Origin of the sequence: Pseudomonas fluorescens (genome assembly GCF_902498195.1) — a bacterium.
Classification (GTDB): domain Bacteria; phylum Pseudomonadota; class Gammaproteobacteria; order Pseudomonadales; family Pseudomonadaceae; genus Aquipseudomonas; species Aquipseudomonas fluorescens_BU.
The window spans coordinates 67683-83230 of the sequence record NZ_CABVIY010000002.1; the positions used below are offsets into that span (position 1 = coordinate 67683).

Annotated in this window: 13 protein-coding genes; 8 read left to right on the plus strand and 5 right to left on the minus strand. The window is 58.7% G+C overall.

Annotated features, from left to right (window positions below; all coding sequences use genetic code 11):
- Positions 1-2 precede the first annotated feature (2 nt).
- The 4 genes from F8N66_RS05710 to F8N66_RS05725 are packed head-to-tail and all read left to right on the plus strand — an operon-like array spanning position 3 to position 4358.
- The gene (locus tag F8N66_RS05710) at positions 3-752 is read left to right on the plus strand and encodes an enoyl-CoA hydratase/isomerase family protein (RefSeq protein WP_150769278.1); all 750 of its coding nucleotides are present in this window, start codon (positions 3-5) and stop codon (positions 750-752) included.
- On the plus strand, positions 749-1966 hold the full coding sequence (locus F8N66_RS05715; protein WP_150769279.1) for a CaiB/BaiF CoA transferase family protein: 1218 nt from the start codon (positions 749-751) through the stop codon (positions 1964-1966). Before F8N66_RS05710 ends, F8N66_RS05715 begins: the two co-directional genes overlap by 4 nt.
- Positions 1967-1968: 2 nt before the next feature.
- Complete coding sequence (locus F8N66_RS05720; protein ID WP_191622923.1) at positions 1969-2733, plus strand: enoyl-CoA hydratase/isomerase family protein; 765 nt, start codon at positions 1969-1971, stop codon at positions 2731-2733.
- On the plus strand, positions 2730-4358 hold the full coding sequence (locus F8N66_RS05725) for an AMP-binding protein (protein ID WP_150769280.1): 1629 nt from the start codon (positions 2730-2732) through the stop codon (positions 4356-4358). The genes F8N66_RS05720 and F8N66_RS05725 overlap by 4 nt, the downstream gene beginning before the upstream one ends.
- A 3-nt stretch (positions 4359-4361) precedes the next feature.
- On the opposite strand, the gene F8N66_RS05730 is transcribed toward F8N66_RS05725, so the two are convergent.
- A complete protein-coding gene (locus tag F8N66_RS05730; protein WP_191622926.1) occupies positions 4362-4859 on the minus strand; it encodes a MarR family winged helix-turn-helix transcriptional regulator in 498 nt (165 codons plus the stop codon).
- Positions 4860-5030: 171 nt separating this feature from the next.
- On the opposite strand from F8N66_RS05730, the gene F8N66_RS05735 reads away from it, so the two are divergent.
- Together F8N66_RS05735 and F8N66_RS05740 are read left to right on the plus strand one after the other, a co-directional pair.
- Entirely contained in the window at positions 5031-5954 is a 924-nt protein-coding gene (locus F8N66_RS05735) for a hydroxymethylglutaryl-CoA lyase (protein ID WP_150769282.1), read from the plus strand.
- A 143-nt stretch (positions 5955-6097) separates the two neighbouring features.
- Positions 6098-7423 (plus strand): OprD family porin, encoded by a 1326-nt coding sequence (locus F8N66_RS05740; protein ID WP_150769283.1) that lies wholly within the window; start codon positions 6098-6100, stop codon positions 7421-7423.
- Positions 7424-7497: 74 nt separating this feature from the next.
- On the opposite strand, the gene F8N66_RS05745 is transcribed toward F8N66_RS05740, so the two are convergent.
- The 4 genes from F8N66_RS05745 to F8N66_RS05760 form a co-directional block, all read right to left on the minus strand.
- On the minus strand, positions 7498-8334 hold the full coding sequence (locus F8N66_RS05745) for a hypothetical protein (protein WP_224790446.1): 837 nt from the start codon (positions 8332-8334) through the stop codon (positions 7498-7500).
- The gene (locus tag F8N66_RS05750) at positions 8334-10010 is read right to left on the minus strand and encodes a hypothetical protein (RefSeq protein WP_150769284.1); all 1677 of its coding nucleotides are present in this window, start codon (positions 10008-10010) and stop codon (positions 8334-8336) included. Before F8N66_RS05750 ends, F8N66_RS05745 begins: the two co-directional genes overlap by 1 nt.
- 15 nt (positions 10011-10025) lie before the next feature.
- Positions 10026-11570: an OmpA family protein gene (locus F8N66_RS05755; RefSeq protein ID WP_150769285.1), complete on the minus strand. Its 1545-nt coding sequence runs from the start codon at positions 11568-11570 to the stop codon at positions 10026-10028.
- Positions 11571-12267: 697 nt separating this feature from the next.
- Positions 12268-13131 carry a hypothetical protein gene (locus tag F8N66_RS05760; protein WP_150769286.1) on the minus strand — a complete coding sequence of 288 codons (864 nt, stop codon included), beginning with the start codon at positions 13129-13131 and terminating at the stop codon, positions 12268-12270.
- Between the two features lie 806 nt (positions 13132-13937).
- Between F8N66_RS05760 and F8N66_RS05765 the strand changes: the two genes are divergently transcribed.
- Both F8N66_RS05765 and F8N66_RS05770 read left to right on the plus strand, forming a co-directional pair.
- Entirely contained in the window at positions 13938-14144 is a 207-nt protein-coding gene (locus F8N66_RS05765; protein WP_150769287.1) for an AlpA family transcriptional regulator, read from the plus strand.
- 445 nt (positions 14145-14589) lie between these two features.
- Entirely contained in the window at positions 14590-15279 is a 690-nt protein-coding gene (locus F8N66_RS05770) for an inovirus Gp2 family protein (RefSeq protein ID WP_224790447.1), read from the plus strand.
- The last annotated feature ends 269 nt before the right edge of the window (positions 15280-15548 follow it).

Consider the following 15548-nt stretch of genomic DNA (forward strand, 5'->3'; position numbering starts at 1 on the left):
CAATGACCACCGAAACCCTGATCCTGAGCGAAGTCGATAATGGCGTGCTGGTGCTGACGCTCAATCGCCCGGACAAACTCAACGCCCTGAATTTCGCCCTGACCCAGGCCCTGGTCGATGCCCTGAAAGCCGCCGACGCCGACGAGTCGATCCGCGCGATTATCCTGACCGGTGCCGGTCGTGGTTTCTGTGCGGGGGCCGATACCCGCGAGTTCGCCATTCTCACCCCGGACAACCAGGCGCTGGTCGAACAGCGCGCCGCCTTGACCACGGAATTGCAGGGGCTGGGCAAACGCCTGAGCAAGCCGTTGATTGCCGCGGTCAACGGCTACGCCATGGGCGGAGGCAGCGGCCTGGTGCTGTCCTGCGATCTGGCCCTGGCGACGCCCGAGGCGCGGTTTGGTTACCCGGAGGTCAAGCATGGCATCGTCGCCGCCATTGTCATGGCCGGGCTCGTGGAGCATGTCGGGCGCAAGGCGGCCTTTGAGCTGGTGGCCTGCGGTCGCACCGTGCAGGCGGACGAAGCCCTGGCTCTGGGCCTGATCAATCGGGTTGTGCCGGCGGAGCGCTTGCTCGACGAAGCGCGCCAACTCGCGGCGACGCTGGCCAGTCATTCGGTCGAGGCCATGCAGGCCACCAAACAGATCTTCCATGAAGTGGCGCAGTTGCCGTTCACTGAAGGTTTGAAGCGCGGCCAGGCACTCAATGCGCGGATGCGGGCTTTCCGTCAAAGCCAGGGGACCCCTGCATGAAACCACTCCAGGGTATTACTGTGATCGAGATGGCCCGGGTGCTTGCCTGCCCGCTGGCCGGGATGATCCTGGCGGAGCTGGGCGCGCGGGTGATCAAGGTCGAGCAGCCTGTCACCGGTGACGAAACCCGGGGCTACGAGCCTTTCGCCGACAACGCCCCGCAAAGCGAGGGCGATGACGCGGGCCTGGAGCGTAGCGCTTATTACTACGCGTTCAATCGCAGCAAGGAATCGATCAGCGTCAATCTGCGCACCGCCGAAGGCCAGGACATCGTGCGCAAGCTGGTGACCGAGGCCGATGTGGTGCTCGAGAATTTCCCCACCGGCACCCTGGCCCGTTACGGCCTGGATTGGCCGAGCCTGCAAAAGCTCAACCCGCAGCTGGTGTATGTCTCCTGCACCGGTTTTGGCCAGACGGGCCCCTACGCCAAACGCAAAGGCTATGACACGGTGTTCCAGGCCATGAGCGGCCTGATGAGCATGACCGGCGCTCGCGAAGGTGAACCGGTCAAGCCCGGCGTACCGGTGGCGGACATGACCTCGGGCCTGTGGATCGCGCTGGGCACACTGGCCATGCTCCAGGGTGCCAAGGGGCGTCGAGAGGGCGCTTACCTGGATTTCTCCATGCTCGACGGGCAGATCCCGCTGCTCTCGCTGGCCGCCGCGCGCTTCTTTACCCATGCAGAAATACCCGCCCGCCTGGGCACCGAACATCCGGGGCGCGTGCCCTCGGCCAGCTTCCGCTGTGCCGACGGTGGCTTCGTGCACATCACCGGCGCCGATCAGCATTGGAAGCCCTTGTGCAAATTGCTGGGCCTGGACGCACTTGCCGAGGATCCACGGTTGCAGGAAAACAGTGGGCGGGTGCGGCACCGTGACGACGTCATGCAGGCGCTGACCCAGGCGTGCCAGGAAATGACGCGCGACCAACTCTGTGCCGCGTGCGACGCCTTCGGCGTGCCGGCCGGTCCGCTCAAGACACTGGACGAAGTGATGGTCGATCCGCACCTGCAAGCGCGAGGCGTGTTCGACAGCTTCGAGCATCCGCAGACGGGCACCTTCCCGGCGATTCGCTTGCCCTTTCGCTTCACCGGCTTCGACGACCCGACACCCAGTCGCCCGCCGTTGCTGGGTGAGCACAATGACCGGGTACTGGCCGAACTGGGCTTTTCCCTCCAGCAGATCGATGGCCTTCGGGCCCAGGGAGCGATTTGATCATGGACACGTATTCCACTGTACGTCTGCACCTCGACACCGAACGCCACATTGCCGAACTGGTGCTTGATCGACCCGACGCGCGCAACGCCTTGAACAGTGCCTTGTGCCGCGATTTTCATCACGCCTTGCGCACTGTTCACGACACCCCGGACGTGCACGTGCTGATGATTCGCGCCGAAGGTTCGGTGTTCTGTGCGGGCGCCGATTTGAAGGAGCGTCAGGGCATGGACGACGATCAGATCCGCGCCCGGCGCCTGCGAGCCTTTGCGCTGTATGCCGCCATTGAGGATCTGCCGATTCCGGTCTTCGCGGTGATCGATGGTGCCGCCATTGGTTCCGGGTGCGAGATTGCCAGCGCCTGTGACTTTGCCATCGCCAGCGAGCGCGCCAGCTTTCGTTACCCCGAGGCGCGTTGGGGCACCGTGGGCGCGACCCAGCGTCTGCCCCGCATCGTCGGGCGGCGCCTGGCCAAGGAACTGATGTTCACCGGCCGCGTGGTCCATGCCGACGAGGCGCAACGTATCGGCCTGGTCAATCGTGTCGTGGCTTCGGGCGATCTGCTTGCCGTCAGCCAGGGGCTGGCCGAGGAAATCGCCGCCGGGCCGACCCACGCTATGCGCAGTGCCAAGCACACCCTGGACCACGGTCTGGACGATAGCCGCCATGGCGCGCTGGCCAGGGAAATCCTGGCGATCGAAGAGAACCTCAACGCCGGTGTCTGGAAAGCCGCCATGACCACTTTCAAGAAGGATATTGCCCCGTGAGTGACATCCAATCCCCCGTTCGTATTCCGCTGTGGGCGGTGCTGTGTGGTGTCGCCGAACAACGTCCGGAGGCCGACGCACTGGTGGCCGAAGACGGTCGACTCACCTATCGGCAATTGGTCGGGCGCGTGGACGACGTCGCCCGGTCGATGTTGGCGCTGGGCCTCAAGCACGGCGACCACATCGGCCTGTTGCGTGGCAACTCGGTCACCTGGGCGGTGTATTGGTATGCCGCGGCCTCGTTGGGGCTGGTGACCGTCCCGCTCAACACAAGGTTTCGCACCGAAGAGTTGAGCTACGGCCTGGATCACGAAGATATCCGTGCGCTGTTTTGCGTCGACCGATTCCTCGACAAGATCGACTTTGTCGGCATGCTGCGGGACATCGAGCCGGCCATCGATGGCACCTTGCCGGGCCAGGTGCTGCCGCTGTTGCAAACCCTGATCGTCGATGGCGAAGCGGTGCCCGCGGGCGCGCGCCGCCAGGGCGACTTCCTGGCGGCGGGCCAGGCGATCAATCCGGCCGAGCTGCAAGCCGCACGCGCCCGGGTGCAGGCCGATGACACGTTGCTGATTCAACTGACATCCGGCACCACCAGTTATCCCAAGGGCGTCATGCTCAGTCATGCGGCCATGCTCGGCGTGGCGCAATCGGTGGCGCGACGCATCGGCGTGCGTCCCGAGGATCGTTACTTCAGCCCGCGGCCTTTCTACCATGTGTCCGGCAGCACCATGTCCTTGCTGGTCGCCCTGGTTGAAGGCGCCTGCCTGGTCACCGCACAAACCTTCGACCCCGGCCAGGCGCTGGAAATCATGGCCCAGGAGCGCTGCACGCTGACCTCCGGCAACGACACGATGTTCTTGATGATGCTCGCGGACCCGGGATTCGATCCTTCGCGACTGCACCTGCGCGGTGGCTGGGCCGCCGCCAGTCCGCATATCTTGCGCGACGTGGTCGAATTGATGGGGGCGGTGGAGATCTGCAATGCCTACGGTTTGTCCGAGGCGGCGCCCAACCTGGTGGTGTCGGCGGCCAGCGAGCCGCTTGAGCAACGCATCGACGGCTACATGTTGCCCCATGAGGGGATCAGCATTGAAATCCGTGATCCGAAAACCGGCGCAACCCTGGCGCCCGGTGAAGTCGGCGAGATCTGCGCCAAGGGCTGGAGCCTGATGAAGGGCTACTACAAGTTGCCCGATAAAACCGCCGAGACCCTGCGTTCAGGCTGGCTGTACACCGGTGACCTGGGTGAGCTGGGGGCCGATGGGCGACTGCGTTTCATCGGTCGGCTCAAGGACATGTTTCGTGTCGGCGGGGAGAACGTTTCGCCGCTGGAGGTCGAGCAGGTCCTGCTCAAACACCCCAGCGTAGAACTGGCCCAGGTGGTCGGTGTGCCCGACCCGCGACTGGGCGAGGTGCCGGCTGCCTACGTGACCCTGCGCAGTGGGCAGCAGGTGGACGCCACGGCATTGATTGCCTTCTGCAAGGAGCGTTGCGCCAACTTCAAGGTGCCGCGCTACCTGAGCGTTGTCGAGGGGTTCGAGAGCATCGGCATGACCGGCTCGAGCAAGGTCCAGAAGAACCGTCTGCGCGAGCATGCCATCAAGGCGTTCGGACTGGGCTGAGACTCACTCACTCTGGCCGCTTTCACGCTCCTGGTCGAGCATGGCGCGCGCCTGGTGAGTCAACTTCTGCAGGGCGACGGCCAACAGCTCACGTTCGCTTTTGGTCAGGCATGACTGCAGTTGTTTGTTGAGCTTGACCGCTTCGGGGAACACTTCATCGACCAGGGCCTTGCCCTGGTCGGTCAAGGACAGGGCAATACCCCGTGCATCGTTGGGGTCGGGTTGTCGGGCCACGAATCCGCGCTCATTGAGCTTGACCACGATCCGGCTGGTCAGGCCCTTGTCGAACTGCGCCTGGGCGGCCAATCGATTGAGGGACAGTTCCCCGGCGGTGTTGATCAGGGCAATGACCCGCCACTCGTTCATGGTCAGCGAGAACTTGCGCAAGTAAACGCTGGCGGTGTTCTTGGTGTAGAGGTTGCTCAATTGACGCAGCTGGAACGACATCAGGTCGCGCAGGTCCTGCGGCTCGCCAATGTCCGTTTTGGTTGATTTAGTCACGCCTGTTTTCTCATTCAAATTAGTTGACATGCTCAAATATATTAGCAGAGACTCAGCTCTGCCCGGGATGCCTTGAAACTCGAAAAATCCATATGGCCCCTGACGAACGCATCATGTTAGCGGTTACCCACATAATTGACGATGCCAATCATCTACCGACCAGGAGTCTCCATGACCGATGTCGTACTTTGCGAGTGTTTCGCGCGCGACGGGTTGCAGCACGAAAGTGTGATGATCCCGACGTCTCGCAAGCGCGAGCTGATCGAACAATTCGCCGACGCCGGTTTTGCCCGCGTGGAAGCCACGTCCTATTCCAACCCGGCCGTCATCCCGCAGTTTGCCGATGCCAGTGAATTGTTGGCCAGCTTGCCGCGACGCGAGCGGGTTTTCTACAAGGCGACGTGCGCCAATGTGCGGGCTGTAGAGCGGGCCATCGTGGATCTTGAAGCCGGCTTCGGCGCCAACGAAATCAGCCTTCTGGTGTCGGCGTCCGAGTCCCATTCGCAGAAAAACCTCAAGCGCAGTCGCGCCGATCAATGGGCCAACATTGCGGCGATGGTCCAGGCCGCTCAAGGTCGGTTCAGGTTGATCGGCACCGTGTCCGTAGCATTCGGTTGCCCTTTCGAAGGCGCGGTCGATGAGCAGCAGGTATTGGCGGATGTCGAGGCCTTCGGCAGGCTCGGCGTGGCGCATGTCACCCTGGGCGACACCACCGGCGTCGCAACGCCACACAGCGTGCGTCGTTTGTTCGGGACGGTTCTCCAGGAGCTGCCTGAGGTAACGCCCATCGCGCATTTCCACGACACCCGTGCCACCGGGCTGGTGAATTACCTGGCGGCCCTCGAAGCCGGCACTCGTTATTTTGACTGCGCGTTTGGCGGGGTCGGTGGCCACCCGGCGAAGGTCAAATATGGATCCGGCTTCACCGGCAATGTGAGCACCGAGGATTGGGTCAGTCTGCTGGAGTCGATGGGGGTAAACACCGGTATCGACCTGCAAAAAATGATGGCCGTTTCCGCGCTTTGCGAAACCGCGCTGGGGCGTGAGCTTCACAGTCGAGTGGCACGCAGCGGGCTGAATCCGCTGATCACCTGATCGCCAGAAACACAACACATTTCATTCCTTGCGCCTGTGTGTCCGAGCACGGGATGGCATCGCTACGCCCGCGTTCGGGAGGCCGAGGGATCGCCCGAGCGCCAAACCGGATCAAGAAACCAATAAAAATAACAGGGGTATTCATGTCTAGAAACGCACGAGCAAAAACCATCGCACTGGCCAGCATGACCGTGGGGCTGGTGTTTGGGCAGTCCGCCCACGCGGCCTTCCTGGCGGACAGCAAAGCGGCCGTCAGTGCCAGAACGTTCTACTACAACAATGACAACCGCGACGGCGGAGCCGATCAGCGAGAAACGGCCCAGGGCCTGCGTTTCGATTACCTTTCCGGTTTCACCGACGGCACAGTCGGCTTCGGCGTGGATGTGCAGGCGCTGGTGGGGGTTCCACTGGACAGCAGTAAAAACCATCACCCGGACAACAACAGCTTCATCCCGAGCGATACCGATGGCACGGCCGTGGATTCATGGAGTCGCCTGGCGGGGAACGCGAAAGTGCGTTTTTCCAAAAGTGAGTTGCACTATGGCGGCGCAATGTTCCCGAATCTGCCGATCCTGGTGGCCACCGACAGCCGCCTGCTGCCGCAGACCTTTGAAGGCGCCATGCTGACCTCCAAAGAAATCGACAACCTGACGGTGGTGGCCGGCCAGCTTGAACATGCCACGGGCCGCGCATCGAGTAACCAGACAGGCCTGGCGGTTGCCGGTGCGACGGAGCAAAGCAACCAGTTCCGTTTTGCCGGGGGCGACTGGAAGGTCACGCCGAACCTGACCTTGCAGTACTACTACGCCAATCTTGAGGATTACTACAATCAGCATTTCGGCGGGCTGGTGCATGTGCTGCCCTTGGGCGCCGGCCAATCCTTCAAGACCGACCTGCGTTACTTCAAAAGCAGTGGTGAGGGCGCCAATGGCGAGCCGGGCTATCGGTTCAATAACAATGGCGGCTACGCCAGGCATCCCGGCGAAATCGACAACACGACCTGGAGTGCCATGTTCACCTATAGCCTGGGGGGCAATGCGTTCATGGTCGGTCACCAGCGTGTCAGTGACGACGGCGGTTTTGTCTGGGCCAACCAGGGCAGCCTGCCCAACGAAGGCGCTGCGGGCGCAGCGTTCTACCTGTTCACCGACAGCATGATCAATCAGTTCGCCCGTGCTGGCGAAAACACCACGTTCGGCCAGTACTCTTATGATTTCGCCGGCCTGGGTGCACCCGGGCTGAAGACCTCCATCGCCTATCTTCACGGTGTGGATATCAAGAGTGTGAAGGGCGGTGCCGATCAGTCTGAATGGGAGCGCGACATGCGCATCGACTATGTTATCCAGTCGGGCGCGCTCAAGGGCTTTGGTGCCACGTTGCGCCACGGTGCTTATCGTGGCAGTGGCACGGGTATAGCCGATCAGGATCAGACCCGGCTGATCTTCAATTACAGCTACAGCTTCATGTAGCGCAATCGCAGTGCCGGGCGCCGGCTCGCAGGTACAGCCCTTGTCCTGAAGCCGGCTCTCGAATGCCGCCGAGCCTATTTAAGGTCAACGTTCAGCATGGGGGCGCCGAACGACTCCAGCGTGGCCCTGGACTTGTCGAAGTACGCGGACCAGAACTCGTTCAACAGGTCCATGGTCTTGCCCGACCGGTACTTCTGTTTGATGCTGTCGGTGACCAGGCCGGCGCCCGCCACGTAGACGCGTGCCCCGCCCAGATCCGCGAACAGCGCCTTGTCTGAAGCTTTCTGGATCTGCTGGGCGACGTTGAGGTTCTGGATCGCGCTGTTGGCATAGAACGAGGCGTAATCGCTGTTTTCCAGCATGTCACTGATCAGGAACACCACGCGATCCCTGGCGGGCTGTTGACTCATGTCCGTTCCGACCTCGCGCAGGGCGTGCAGGATTTCGCTCTTCGGATTGTCGTTGTTGGCGTCACGCATGGCCTTGACGAACAGCCCCCCGACCCCGCGAACAAAACCGGCCTTTTGCGCTTTCATGCAGGTATCGAGCTGGCGAAGCTTGCTCATGCCCATCTCGTTGCGAACCGCCTCGGACGCCTGCACTTCCAGCGTGACATCGGCCTGCAGGCGCATGTATTCGCCGGGCACAAAGGCCGAGAAGGTGTACAGCTTTACCTGGTCGCCTTCCTGGACGAATCGGTCAATCTTTTCCCAGGCCGAGCGCTGAATGTCTTCAGGCATCCTGATGGTCTGGTCGACGACGATGACCAGCTGGCGACCGGAGGGGGCAGGCTTGAATTCCGATAGCTTTGAAGCATCGTAACAACTGGCCATGTCGTTGCGCTCTGCCGCCATTGCGGCGGCAGGCAAGAGCATGGCTGCGACCAGGGTATTTCGCAGCATGCGTTTCATCAGGCGCTCACTCCTTTAGGCGCCGGGAATTTACCGGTCTTGGCCATGGCGACTTGAGTGGCGCGAATACGTTTGAGTTGCTCTACGTTCAGGCCATATTCATCGGTCATCAGATCAAGCTCTTCATCGCTGAGTTCACGCAGGTCATCGAACTGGCCTGGCTTGATGGGCGCAGGTTCACCAGGCGCCGGTTGCTGCGCTGACGCCAGGGCTTGTGCATCTGGAGCGGGGGTTGGGGGTGTCGTCGACGGCTGCGGGTCGGCTATGGGGGCGGTGACAGGTGCGCTGTATTCGGCGTCGAGGTTGGCCAGTTGCTGTTGAAGTTCAAGCTTGGCGCGGTGTGCGGCGATGGTGCGCTGATCTTCTACAGCCTTCTCGGCCAGACGCTCCGCTTCTACCTGCTGGGCACGCAGCTTCAGGAAGGCATCAAAGTCCCGGGTGTGGGCGGTGGTCGTGCTTCTGTGACCGATATCGGAAGCCATGTCGAAGCCCGCCACTTTGCGCTGCAACATCCGCAGCTTGTGGTCGGCGTGACCGCGAATGGCCAGGCGCTGACGGGCCATCCAGCGAATCATTTCGTCGGCCGTCTTGAATTTGCTGGTCATGTCATAGGCTTCCCTGGAAGCCAGGCCTGCAAACCCATAGACCATCGACAACCACAGCGCGATGAACTGAATCGCCACATACACCACAGACAGCACGGCAAAGGTCACCAGCGAAGCACGGTGTTCGGCGCCGAGCTTGTCGTCGAAGGTTTTTTCCTTGCTCTGCTTTTCAACGTCAGCAGAGGCCGCCGGCAAATCGAACGGGCTGTTCGAGGTGTTCAACGACTGGTTGACCTGATAGCCGGCAACCCATTCGGTTTCCAGCGCATTGAGCTGTTCGGTACGCACCCAGAACGCGGCGATGGCCACGATGACGATGGTGATCGCGAATATGGCGATCCAGTGGTACTTAGCCGTGACGGTTTCGTTGGTCTTGATGCGTGCCAGGATCTTGTTGTAACCGGTGGCGTCGTTATCGTCGCGCGAGTTGTCGATAGAGATCTGCACGATGTCCTTGCCGATCTGGCTGTCACGATCAGCCGTACCGCGCCACCAATGGCGGGCTTTTTTGATCAGCGAGTTGTGGTGGATCTGGTGGCCGGCGATGTGAGCAAAAAAACCGGAGATCAAGGCCAGGAACGACGCCACGGACCACGTCAGGTATTGCAGGTTGTTCGCGGATATTTCACGGTTGACGAAGGGACCGATGACATAGGCGAAACCCACGGCCTCCAGTACCAGCAGCGCGGCCATGAGCGGCACCACCCAGGCCGGGTTGGTGCGACGGCCTTTTTCGCAGACTTTGGACAGGTAGTCTTCGCACTTGGCGAAGTAGGAGGGGTCCTTGTCCACCGACTTGTAGCGATTGTAATACTCCTCGCAGAGGCTGATCTCGCCGCTGCGCCAACCGTTGGTGTTGACTTCGTCATGATCGTTTTTGACCTGGCGCGCCAGTCGGGCGACCGTGCCGATCAAGGGGGTCGAGTGCCAGGCGCGGCGAACGAAGTAGCAAACCTTGTCCCAGTTCAACGCGGCGATCACGATCGCCACGAACAGGAAAATCAGCGACGCGGTCGCCAGCCGGTTGGCCACCATCAATGCGAGCATCGATGAAAGTGAGAAATCTTGCATGTGCTTCTCTCTAGGTTAGGAGGCTTTGATCGGAACGAATTTGGCTACATAAGCCGACTCGCCACGCGGGTAGAAGACTTGCCCCTTGGTCGCACGTGGCGCGTTCTTTTCGAACACGACGTCGATACAGGAAACAGGTGCCTTGGGATCGGTGGCGAAGACGCGGTAAAGCACCTGCGTTTCACCTTCATAGGTGTTAGCCACGCCTTGAATGGCCTTGAGGCTGGTGCGATTGCCCGCATCGTAGTTCTTGACCACTTCAAGAATCGGCTGGCGGTCAATGGCCGCGTTTTCCTTGAGGATCGACACCGGCGTGATGGTCAACAGGTTGCCATTGACCCGTTCGGCCCATACCCGGTTGTTGTAGCCGGCCATGTACTCATAGGTCTTGTACTCGATCAGTGGCTTGCCGGTTGCCAGGCTCAGCACATTCCCGGTTTCCCGTGGCGCATCGGCTTCACAGCTCTGGAATGGCAGGTTGTTGGCCTGGGCGGAAGCCACCAGTGCGAATCCTCCCGACTTGGGCTGGATGGCCGAGGTGATGCTCTCTTCCTTGGCCGCAGGCACTCCGCCGAAATTGACCAGGGCCAAACTGGCCGATGCCTCTTCAGTCTGGGCCGGTACAGCGGCCGGTGCCGGGCTGGCCGGGGTCTTGGCAGGCGTCTTCGATTTGGACGCGACCACTGGGGCTTTGGGTTTAGTGGCTGGCGGTGTCTTGGCCGACGTCGCGGGCTTTGTCGGCGCGCCCGCGCTGTAGGTCGCATACTTGGCATTCGACGATTCAGCTTGAACGCGCTTGACCAAGACCTCTTCGGAATTCATTTCGCTGATTTCGACACGGCGGTTGCTGTTGCGGCCATCGACGGTGCTGTTGTCTGCAATCGGCCGGGACGACCCTGCGCCCTGGTAATAAATGCGGTCGGCGCTGACCCCGGCGTCCTTGAAAATCTGGCCCACGGTTCGCGCGCGTTGCTCGGAGAGCTTCTGGTTGAAGCTGGCGCTGCCAGTGGCGTCAGTGTGACCCACCACCAGGAAACGGCGCTGGTCAGGCCCCTTGCCATCGCCCGCGTTCTGGGCAAAGGCCTGCGCCAGTTTTTGTGCCTGGCGTTTACCTGAGACACTCAACTGCGCTGAGCCGGAGGTAAACATGCTCTCGTCCTGGACCAGAGCTACCAGGCCACCGTCGGTGGTGGTCGTGTTGGCAGCCGGTGTTTCAAGATTTAGCGGTTGAACCTCGATGGACATCTTTTCATCACGGGCGATCTGATCGAGCGCTTTCATCTTCGCTTCCCAGATAGAACCGGCGTAACAGCCCAGGGCGCCGCCTAAACCGCCGCCTATCAGGACGCCCGCCGTCCTGTGTGCCTCACCACCCAGCTTCGCGCCGATAAGGGCGCCGCCTACCGCACCGACGCCGCACAGGATCTCCATCCCGTGCTTGGCACCCACCTCGCGCACCGTCTTGGTGGCACTGTCCAGGCCATTGTTCAAACTCTGGCAACCGCTGAGGGTGGCAACCGCCAACGCCAAAACGGTTAAGTGGCTTACTCTCGAACTCATTGTTCAACTCCATGTGATGGACACGTTCAAAGGCGTCCCAATGCCTTTCTTCCCAATCCCTGGCCCGTCGATCCGACAGCCGTGCCGCGCACTGACCCAGGAAGAGGGCTGCCCAGCCCCGGGGCGACTTTTATGGATTTACAGGCACGCAAAAGCCCAAGCGACACGTCTTGAGCGCGGCTTCAGGCAAAGAGAGGGTGTGGTTAACGAGGCGCAAGCCCATGCTGGCAATATCCATATAAGTACAAGGCCTGGGGCCTGATACATCCGTGTATTGAGTGGTCGCTCAGAGGGCGACGAAGCTGGCACAGTCAAATAGCCAGCGAATCCATCTAGGATTCTGGGCGCATGATACTGCGGATTTGATGGGTGATGGCAATGTGATACGAGGAAAAGTTTTCGAGGGGGCGCTGCCTGGAGGTTTTTCAGCTGTTTTGTTATCCATGGTCGGGATGACCCAACAGCAGCCTGCGGTAGCGTTCTGAACGCCAGATACAGCGAAGCCCGCACTGGGCGGGCTTCGTTGGTGTTTCAATTGGGGCCGGGGTAATCTGAACCGACAGTATAAATATTTGATTTTAAATAAAAAATATCGGTTAAAAAATTATCTGGAATACCATTTGGAATACCAAGGCTTTGGGGTGAGGGTGTAGAGGGAAGGAGGGTGTCTGCTGGTTCCATCCTCTAAGGTAGTTTCCTAGCCGCCTTTCAGCCTGCCTGTGAGGTACACGCCATCCTCAGACTCCGTCGTTATCAGAAGCTCCAAGATTTGAGCTCGTTTCAGCTCGTGCTTTTTTGCCAGCGTATCGAGTAGTTCGATCGTGGCTTTCGATAGCATGACATTAACCTGCTTCTTGTCTGCTGCACGTACATCGAACTGCTTGCGGCTCCATCGTTTCTTGATGCCTTGGATGATAGCTTTCTGCTCTTGAGGCCCGTGCTCCGCTTCATCGAAGTACATGAGCAGCTCTTTGTAGTTGCTGATAGGTGGTGGCCTCTTAAATATGGATGGAGGGTTCTTCTCCAGCCATTCCGATGCGCACTTACAGCGTTTGTTGCCATCTTTTTTGTCTTCGAACCACTCGAGCTCACGGTCCTTAGCCTTATGGCTAAGCCAGTGATAGCGAAGCCGTTCGATTTTTCCTGCTTTCTTTCCAATTTCGACATTCCAGAGATCGAGCATGGCGATGAGATGATTCCTGCCGGTGAGGTGTACCAGCCCCCGAGGCAGTCTCGACTCAGTGATTTTTTTGATTCTGCCAAGTAGCCATTGATATTGGCGTTCATCCTCCTCAATCCACTTGAGATAGATATCCGGAATTAGAAACTGATCTTTTTTCAAGTTTATCGCCGCAAGTTTGTCGGTATTTTTCCTCAGAAAACCGGCGATGGTGTCTCTCATAGTAATGCCGTTGCACGTGGCGGGATCGAAGCCGGCATTTTCGTTATCGTCCAAGTAGAGCCATAACCAGACGTCATGACGAGTGGTTCGTCGTGGTCCCGTAAGCAGATGGCTCAGCTCGTCAATCCCGCTATCGTCAACTACAAAAGTCTCGATCATAGTTACACTCTATCAGCCTCTGAATATTAATATAATTCGTTGGGTCTTGTTTTAGTAGGATTCTATATGAACTCTATGCGCGTTCTACATGAATTCTATAGCAGTTCAATTGAGATTATATGGTTATTCTAGGAATGCTCTAGAATAGTATTTCTCATTGTGGCCAGTGATGCTGGGCTTTGTAGCCAGATGTGGTTGGTTTTTAGTACTGCCTAGTATTTTTTTGTTTGAATCGATCCAGGTGTTCAAGGCTGCCGTGGTGTCAGTGGCGTTTTTGTCGCGGTCCTGGAGTTGGTGGTGCATATCGCGTTAAACGTCCATCAGAAAAATGGGGTCTTGTGGGTGCTGATATCGAGTGGCGGCGAGATTGTCAGAACATGCTTCTTATGTTCATAGGTTGCGCCCGTCAATTTCAGTGAGGCGGGGAGTGCGCAGCGATCGCGGTTGTTTCAAGCGACTGACCGAGACAGCCTCAAGGTTTTGGCTTGTGGTAAAGGTGGTGGCAGAAGTCGATCGCGTGCAGATGTAATTAATGCTCTGTGCTGGGGGCGAGTTGATTCGTCATCGGGCATCCTGTGCAAGATATTGGCGAACATCCCTATGCTACGTCTCCGCTGGACGCAGATCCTGAGCTAAGTTGCGTCAGTCGATTTTTAAGGCTAATAAGTCTGCAACTGAGTGGCAAAGGCTTTGCCGTTTTGATGGGTTTTTTTGCGAGCTTGGGTGGTCAACGGTAAGCAGTAGGCGTGGCGAGTATTTATTTACAGACCTTGCGAATCCTCTGAACGAATATGAGGAGACAGTTCATGAGGATCATCCGTCTGAAAGAAGTTATCGACTGCACCGGCCTGGGCCGTTCCACTATCTACAAGTACATCAGCGAGGGGAGCTTTCCGAAGTCTGTATCATTGGGTGACAGGGCTGTGGGCTGGGTTGAAAGCGAAGTTATGAGCTGGGTCATGTCCAGGATCGAGGCGCGTGATGCTTGTGAGGCACTCACGGAGGTGAAGTAGCTAAAGGTGGGGGGGATCAGCCGATTGGCTGAGCGTTCGTCAAGTCATTCGGTCGGGGGTTCAGGCTGATCGAATAACTCGAATCGTTGGTTTATTTCCAGAGAACCTAAAATACTTAAACTACCACATTGTTGCCGCGCTCTCTGGTCGTTTGCCACCCCACTCCCTTGTAGGAGTGGGGTGGTGGGTTTCGGTATTAGTATTATTTATATATCCCTATATTAGACATTCTTCTCGTCAATGTTATAGGCATGCATGTCTCATACTCGTCTTTGCGAATAGACCTTACCCATCCATACATTCGAGCCAGCTGCCATCCATCACGCTCACCCCCTTCCTGAGGGGGTGAGCTCAGCCAGTGACTGAGGAAGCACCTAGCAGCAGTTGCTGAGGTCTGTTGCACCGGCAGATCGAACTGTAAAAATTTACAGAATTCGCTGATTTGATGAACCTACTCAGCGGATCCCTTCCAATGACACGCCAGCCCAAGCGTCACCCCGGTAACAACAATCTACACCTGCATCACGAGAATACTTTCCAGGGGCTTTCCGTGATGACATCCTACTCCCCCTTCATTGCCGAATACCTCGAACGATTTCATGAAACCACTCAGCTAGCGCTCAGCGCACACCGTCGGGTATTCGCAGTACGTTTCGATCTACGTTTTCCAGACGACGACCTGCCGCTCGAATCAGGCAACACCGTCATCTCCAGATTTGTCGATTCCTTATCCGTCAGAATTCAATCAGCACGTGAGCGCTCCAAGCGCTTGAATGGTTCTGCACATCAGACACAGGTGCGCTGGTGCTGGGTTAGGGAGATTGGGCGAGAGGGGCGGCCGCATTACCACTTCGTCTTACTGCTCAACAAGGATGCGTACCACACCGTGGGACGCTTTCACTCTGCACAAGAGAACCTATACCGCCGCATCCAGTCGGCATGGGCCAGCGCGTTGGGAATTTCTGTCGACGATGCAGGTGGGTTGGTGCATGTCCCTGCTAACGCTGAATACCACATCTCTCAGGATGATCCGGCGGAGATGGAGCGCTACTTCCATCGTGTGAGCTACATCTTCAAGGCTGCGACCAAGGTGTACGGCAACCGTTGTCGTGTGTTTGGTTGCAGTAGAGGGTGAGCCGCTGTCGCAGATCAGGTGGGGCTCATTAGTAGCCCCCCCCGTTTTCTTTTACTTAATCCGTTCATAAATCATCCGGCGGGTTTGTCGTCGAACTTCACATCCGTGGCAAATGGGTTTGCGATCAGTGCAAGAAATGGCCACCTGCGAGTATTCGTCATCATGGGTGTAATGGCGACCATCAGCGTGTCGCCGCGTTGGATGGTCGCCAGCTTGGTCTCAAGGTCATCGCGCCGATCTCAAGCCACCGGTTATCGCAAGATGCGACA

Bases quoted from the DNA above. Each gene is read 5' to 3' on its own strand.
- F8N66_RS05710 (WP_150769278.1), top strand. From the start codon at position 3: ATGACCACCGAAACCCTGATCCTGAGCGAAGTCGATAATGGCGTGCTG.
- F8N66_RS05715 (WP_150769279.1), top strand. From the start codon at position 749: ATGAAACCACTCCAGGGTATTACTGTGATCGAGATGGCCCGGGTGCTT.
- F8N66_RS05720 (WP_191622923.1), top strand. From the start codon at position 1,969: ATGGACACGTATTCCACTGTACGTCTGCACCTCGACACCGAACGCCAC.
- F8N66_RS05735 (WP_150769282.1), top strand. From the start codon at position 5,031: ATGACCGATGTCGTACTTTGCGAGTGTTTCGCGCGCGACGGGTTGCAG.
- F8N66_RS05740 (WP_150769283.1), top strand. From the start codon at position 6,098: ATGTCTAGAAACGCACGAGCAAAAACCATCGCACTGGCCAGCATGACC.
- F8N66_RS05745 (WP_224790446.1), bottom strand. From the start codon at position 8,334: ATGAAACGCATGCTGCGAAATACCCTGGTCGCAGCCATGCTCTTGCCT.
- F8N66_RS05750 (WP_150769284.1), bottom strand. From the start codon at position 10,010: ATGCAAGATTTCTCACTTTCATCGATGCTCGCATTGATGGTGGCCAAC.
- F8N66_RS05755 (WP_150769285.1), bottom strand. From the start codon at position 11,570: ATGAGTTCGAGAGTAAGCCACTTAACCGTTTTGGCGTTGGCGGTTGCC.
- F8N66_RS05760 (WP_150769286.1), bottom strand. From the start codon at position 13,131: ATGATCGAGACTTTTGTAGTTGACGATAGCGGGATTGACGAGCTGAGC.
- F8N66_RS05765 (WP_150769287.1), top strand. From the start codon at position 13,938: ATGAGGATCATCCGTCTGAAAGAAGTTATCGACTGCACCGGCCTGGGC.
- F8N66_RS05770 (WP_224790447.1), top strand. From the start codon at position 14,590: ATGAACCTACTCAGCGGATCCCTTCCAATGACACGCCAGCCCAAGCGT.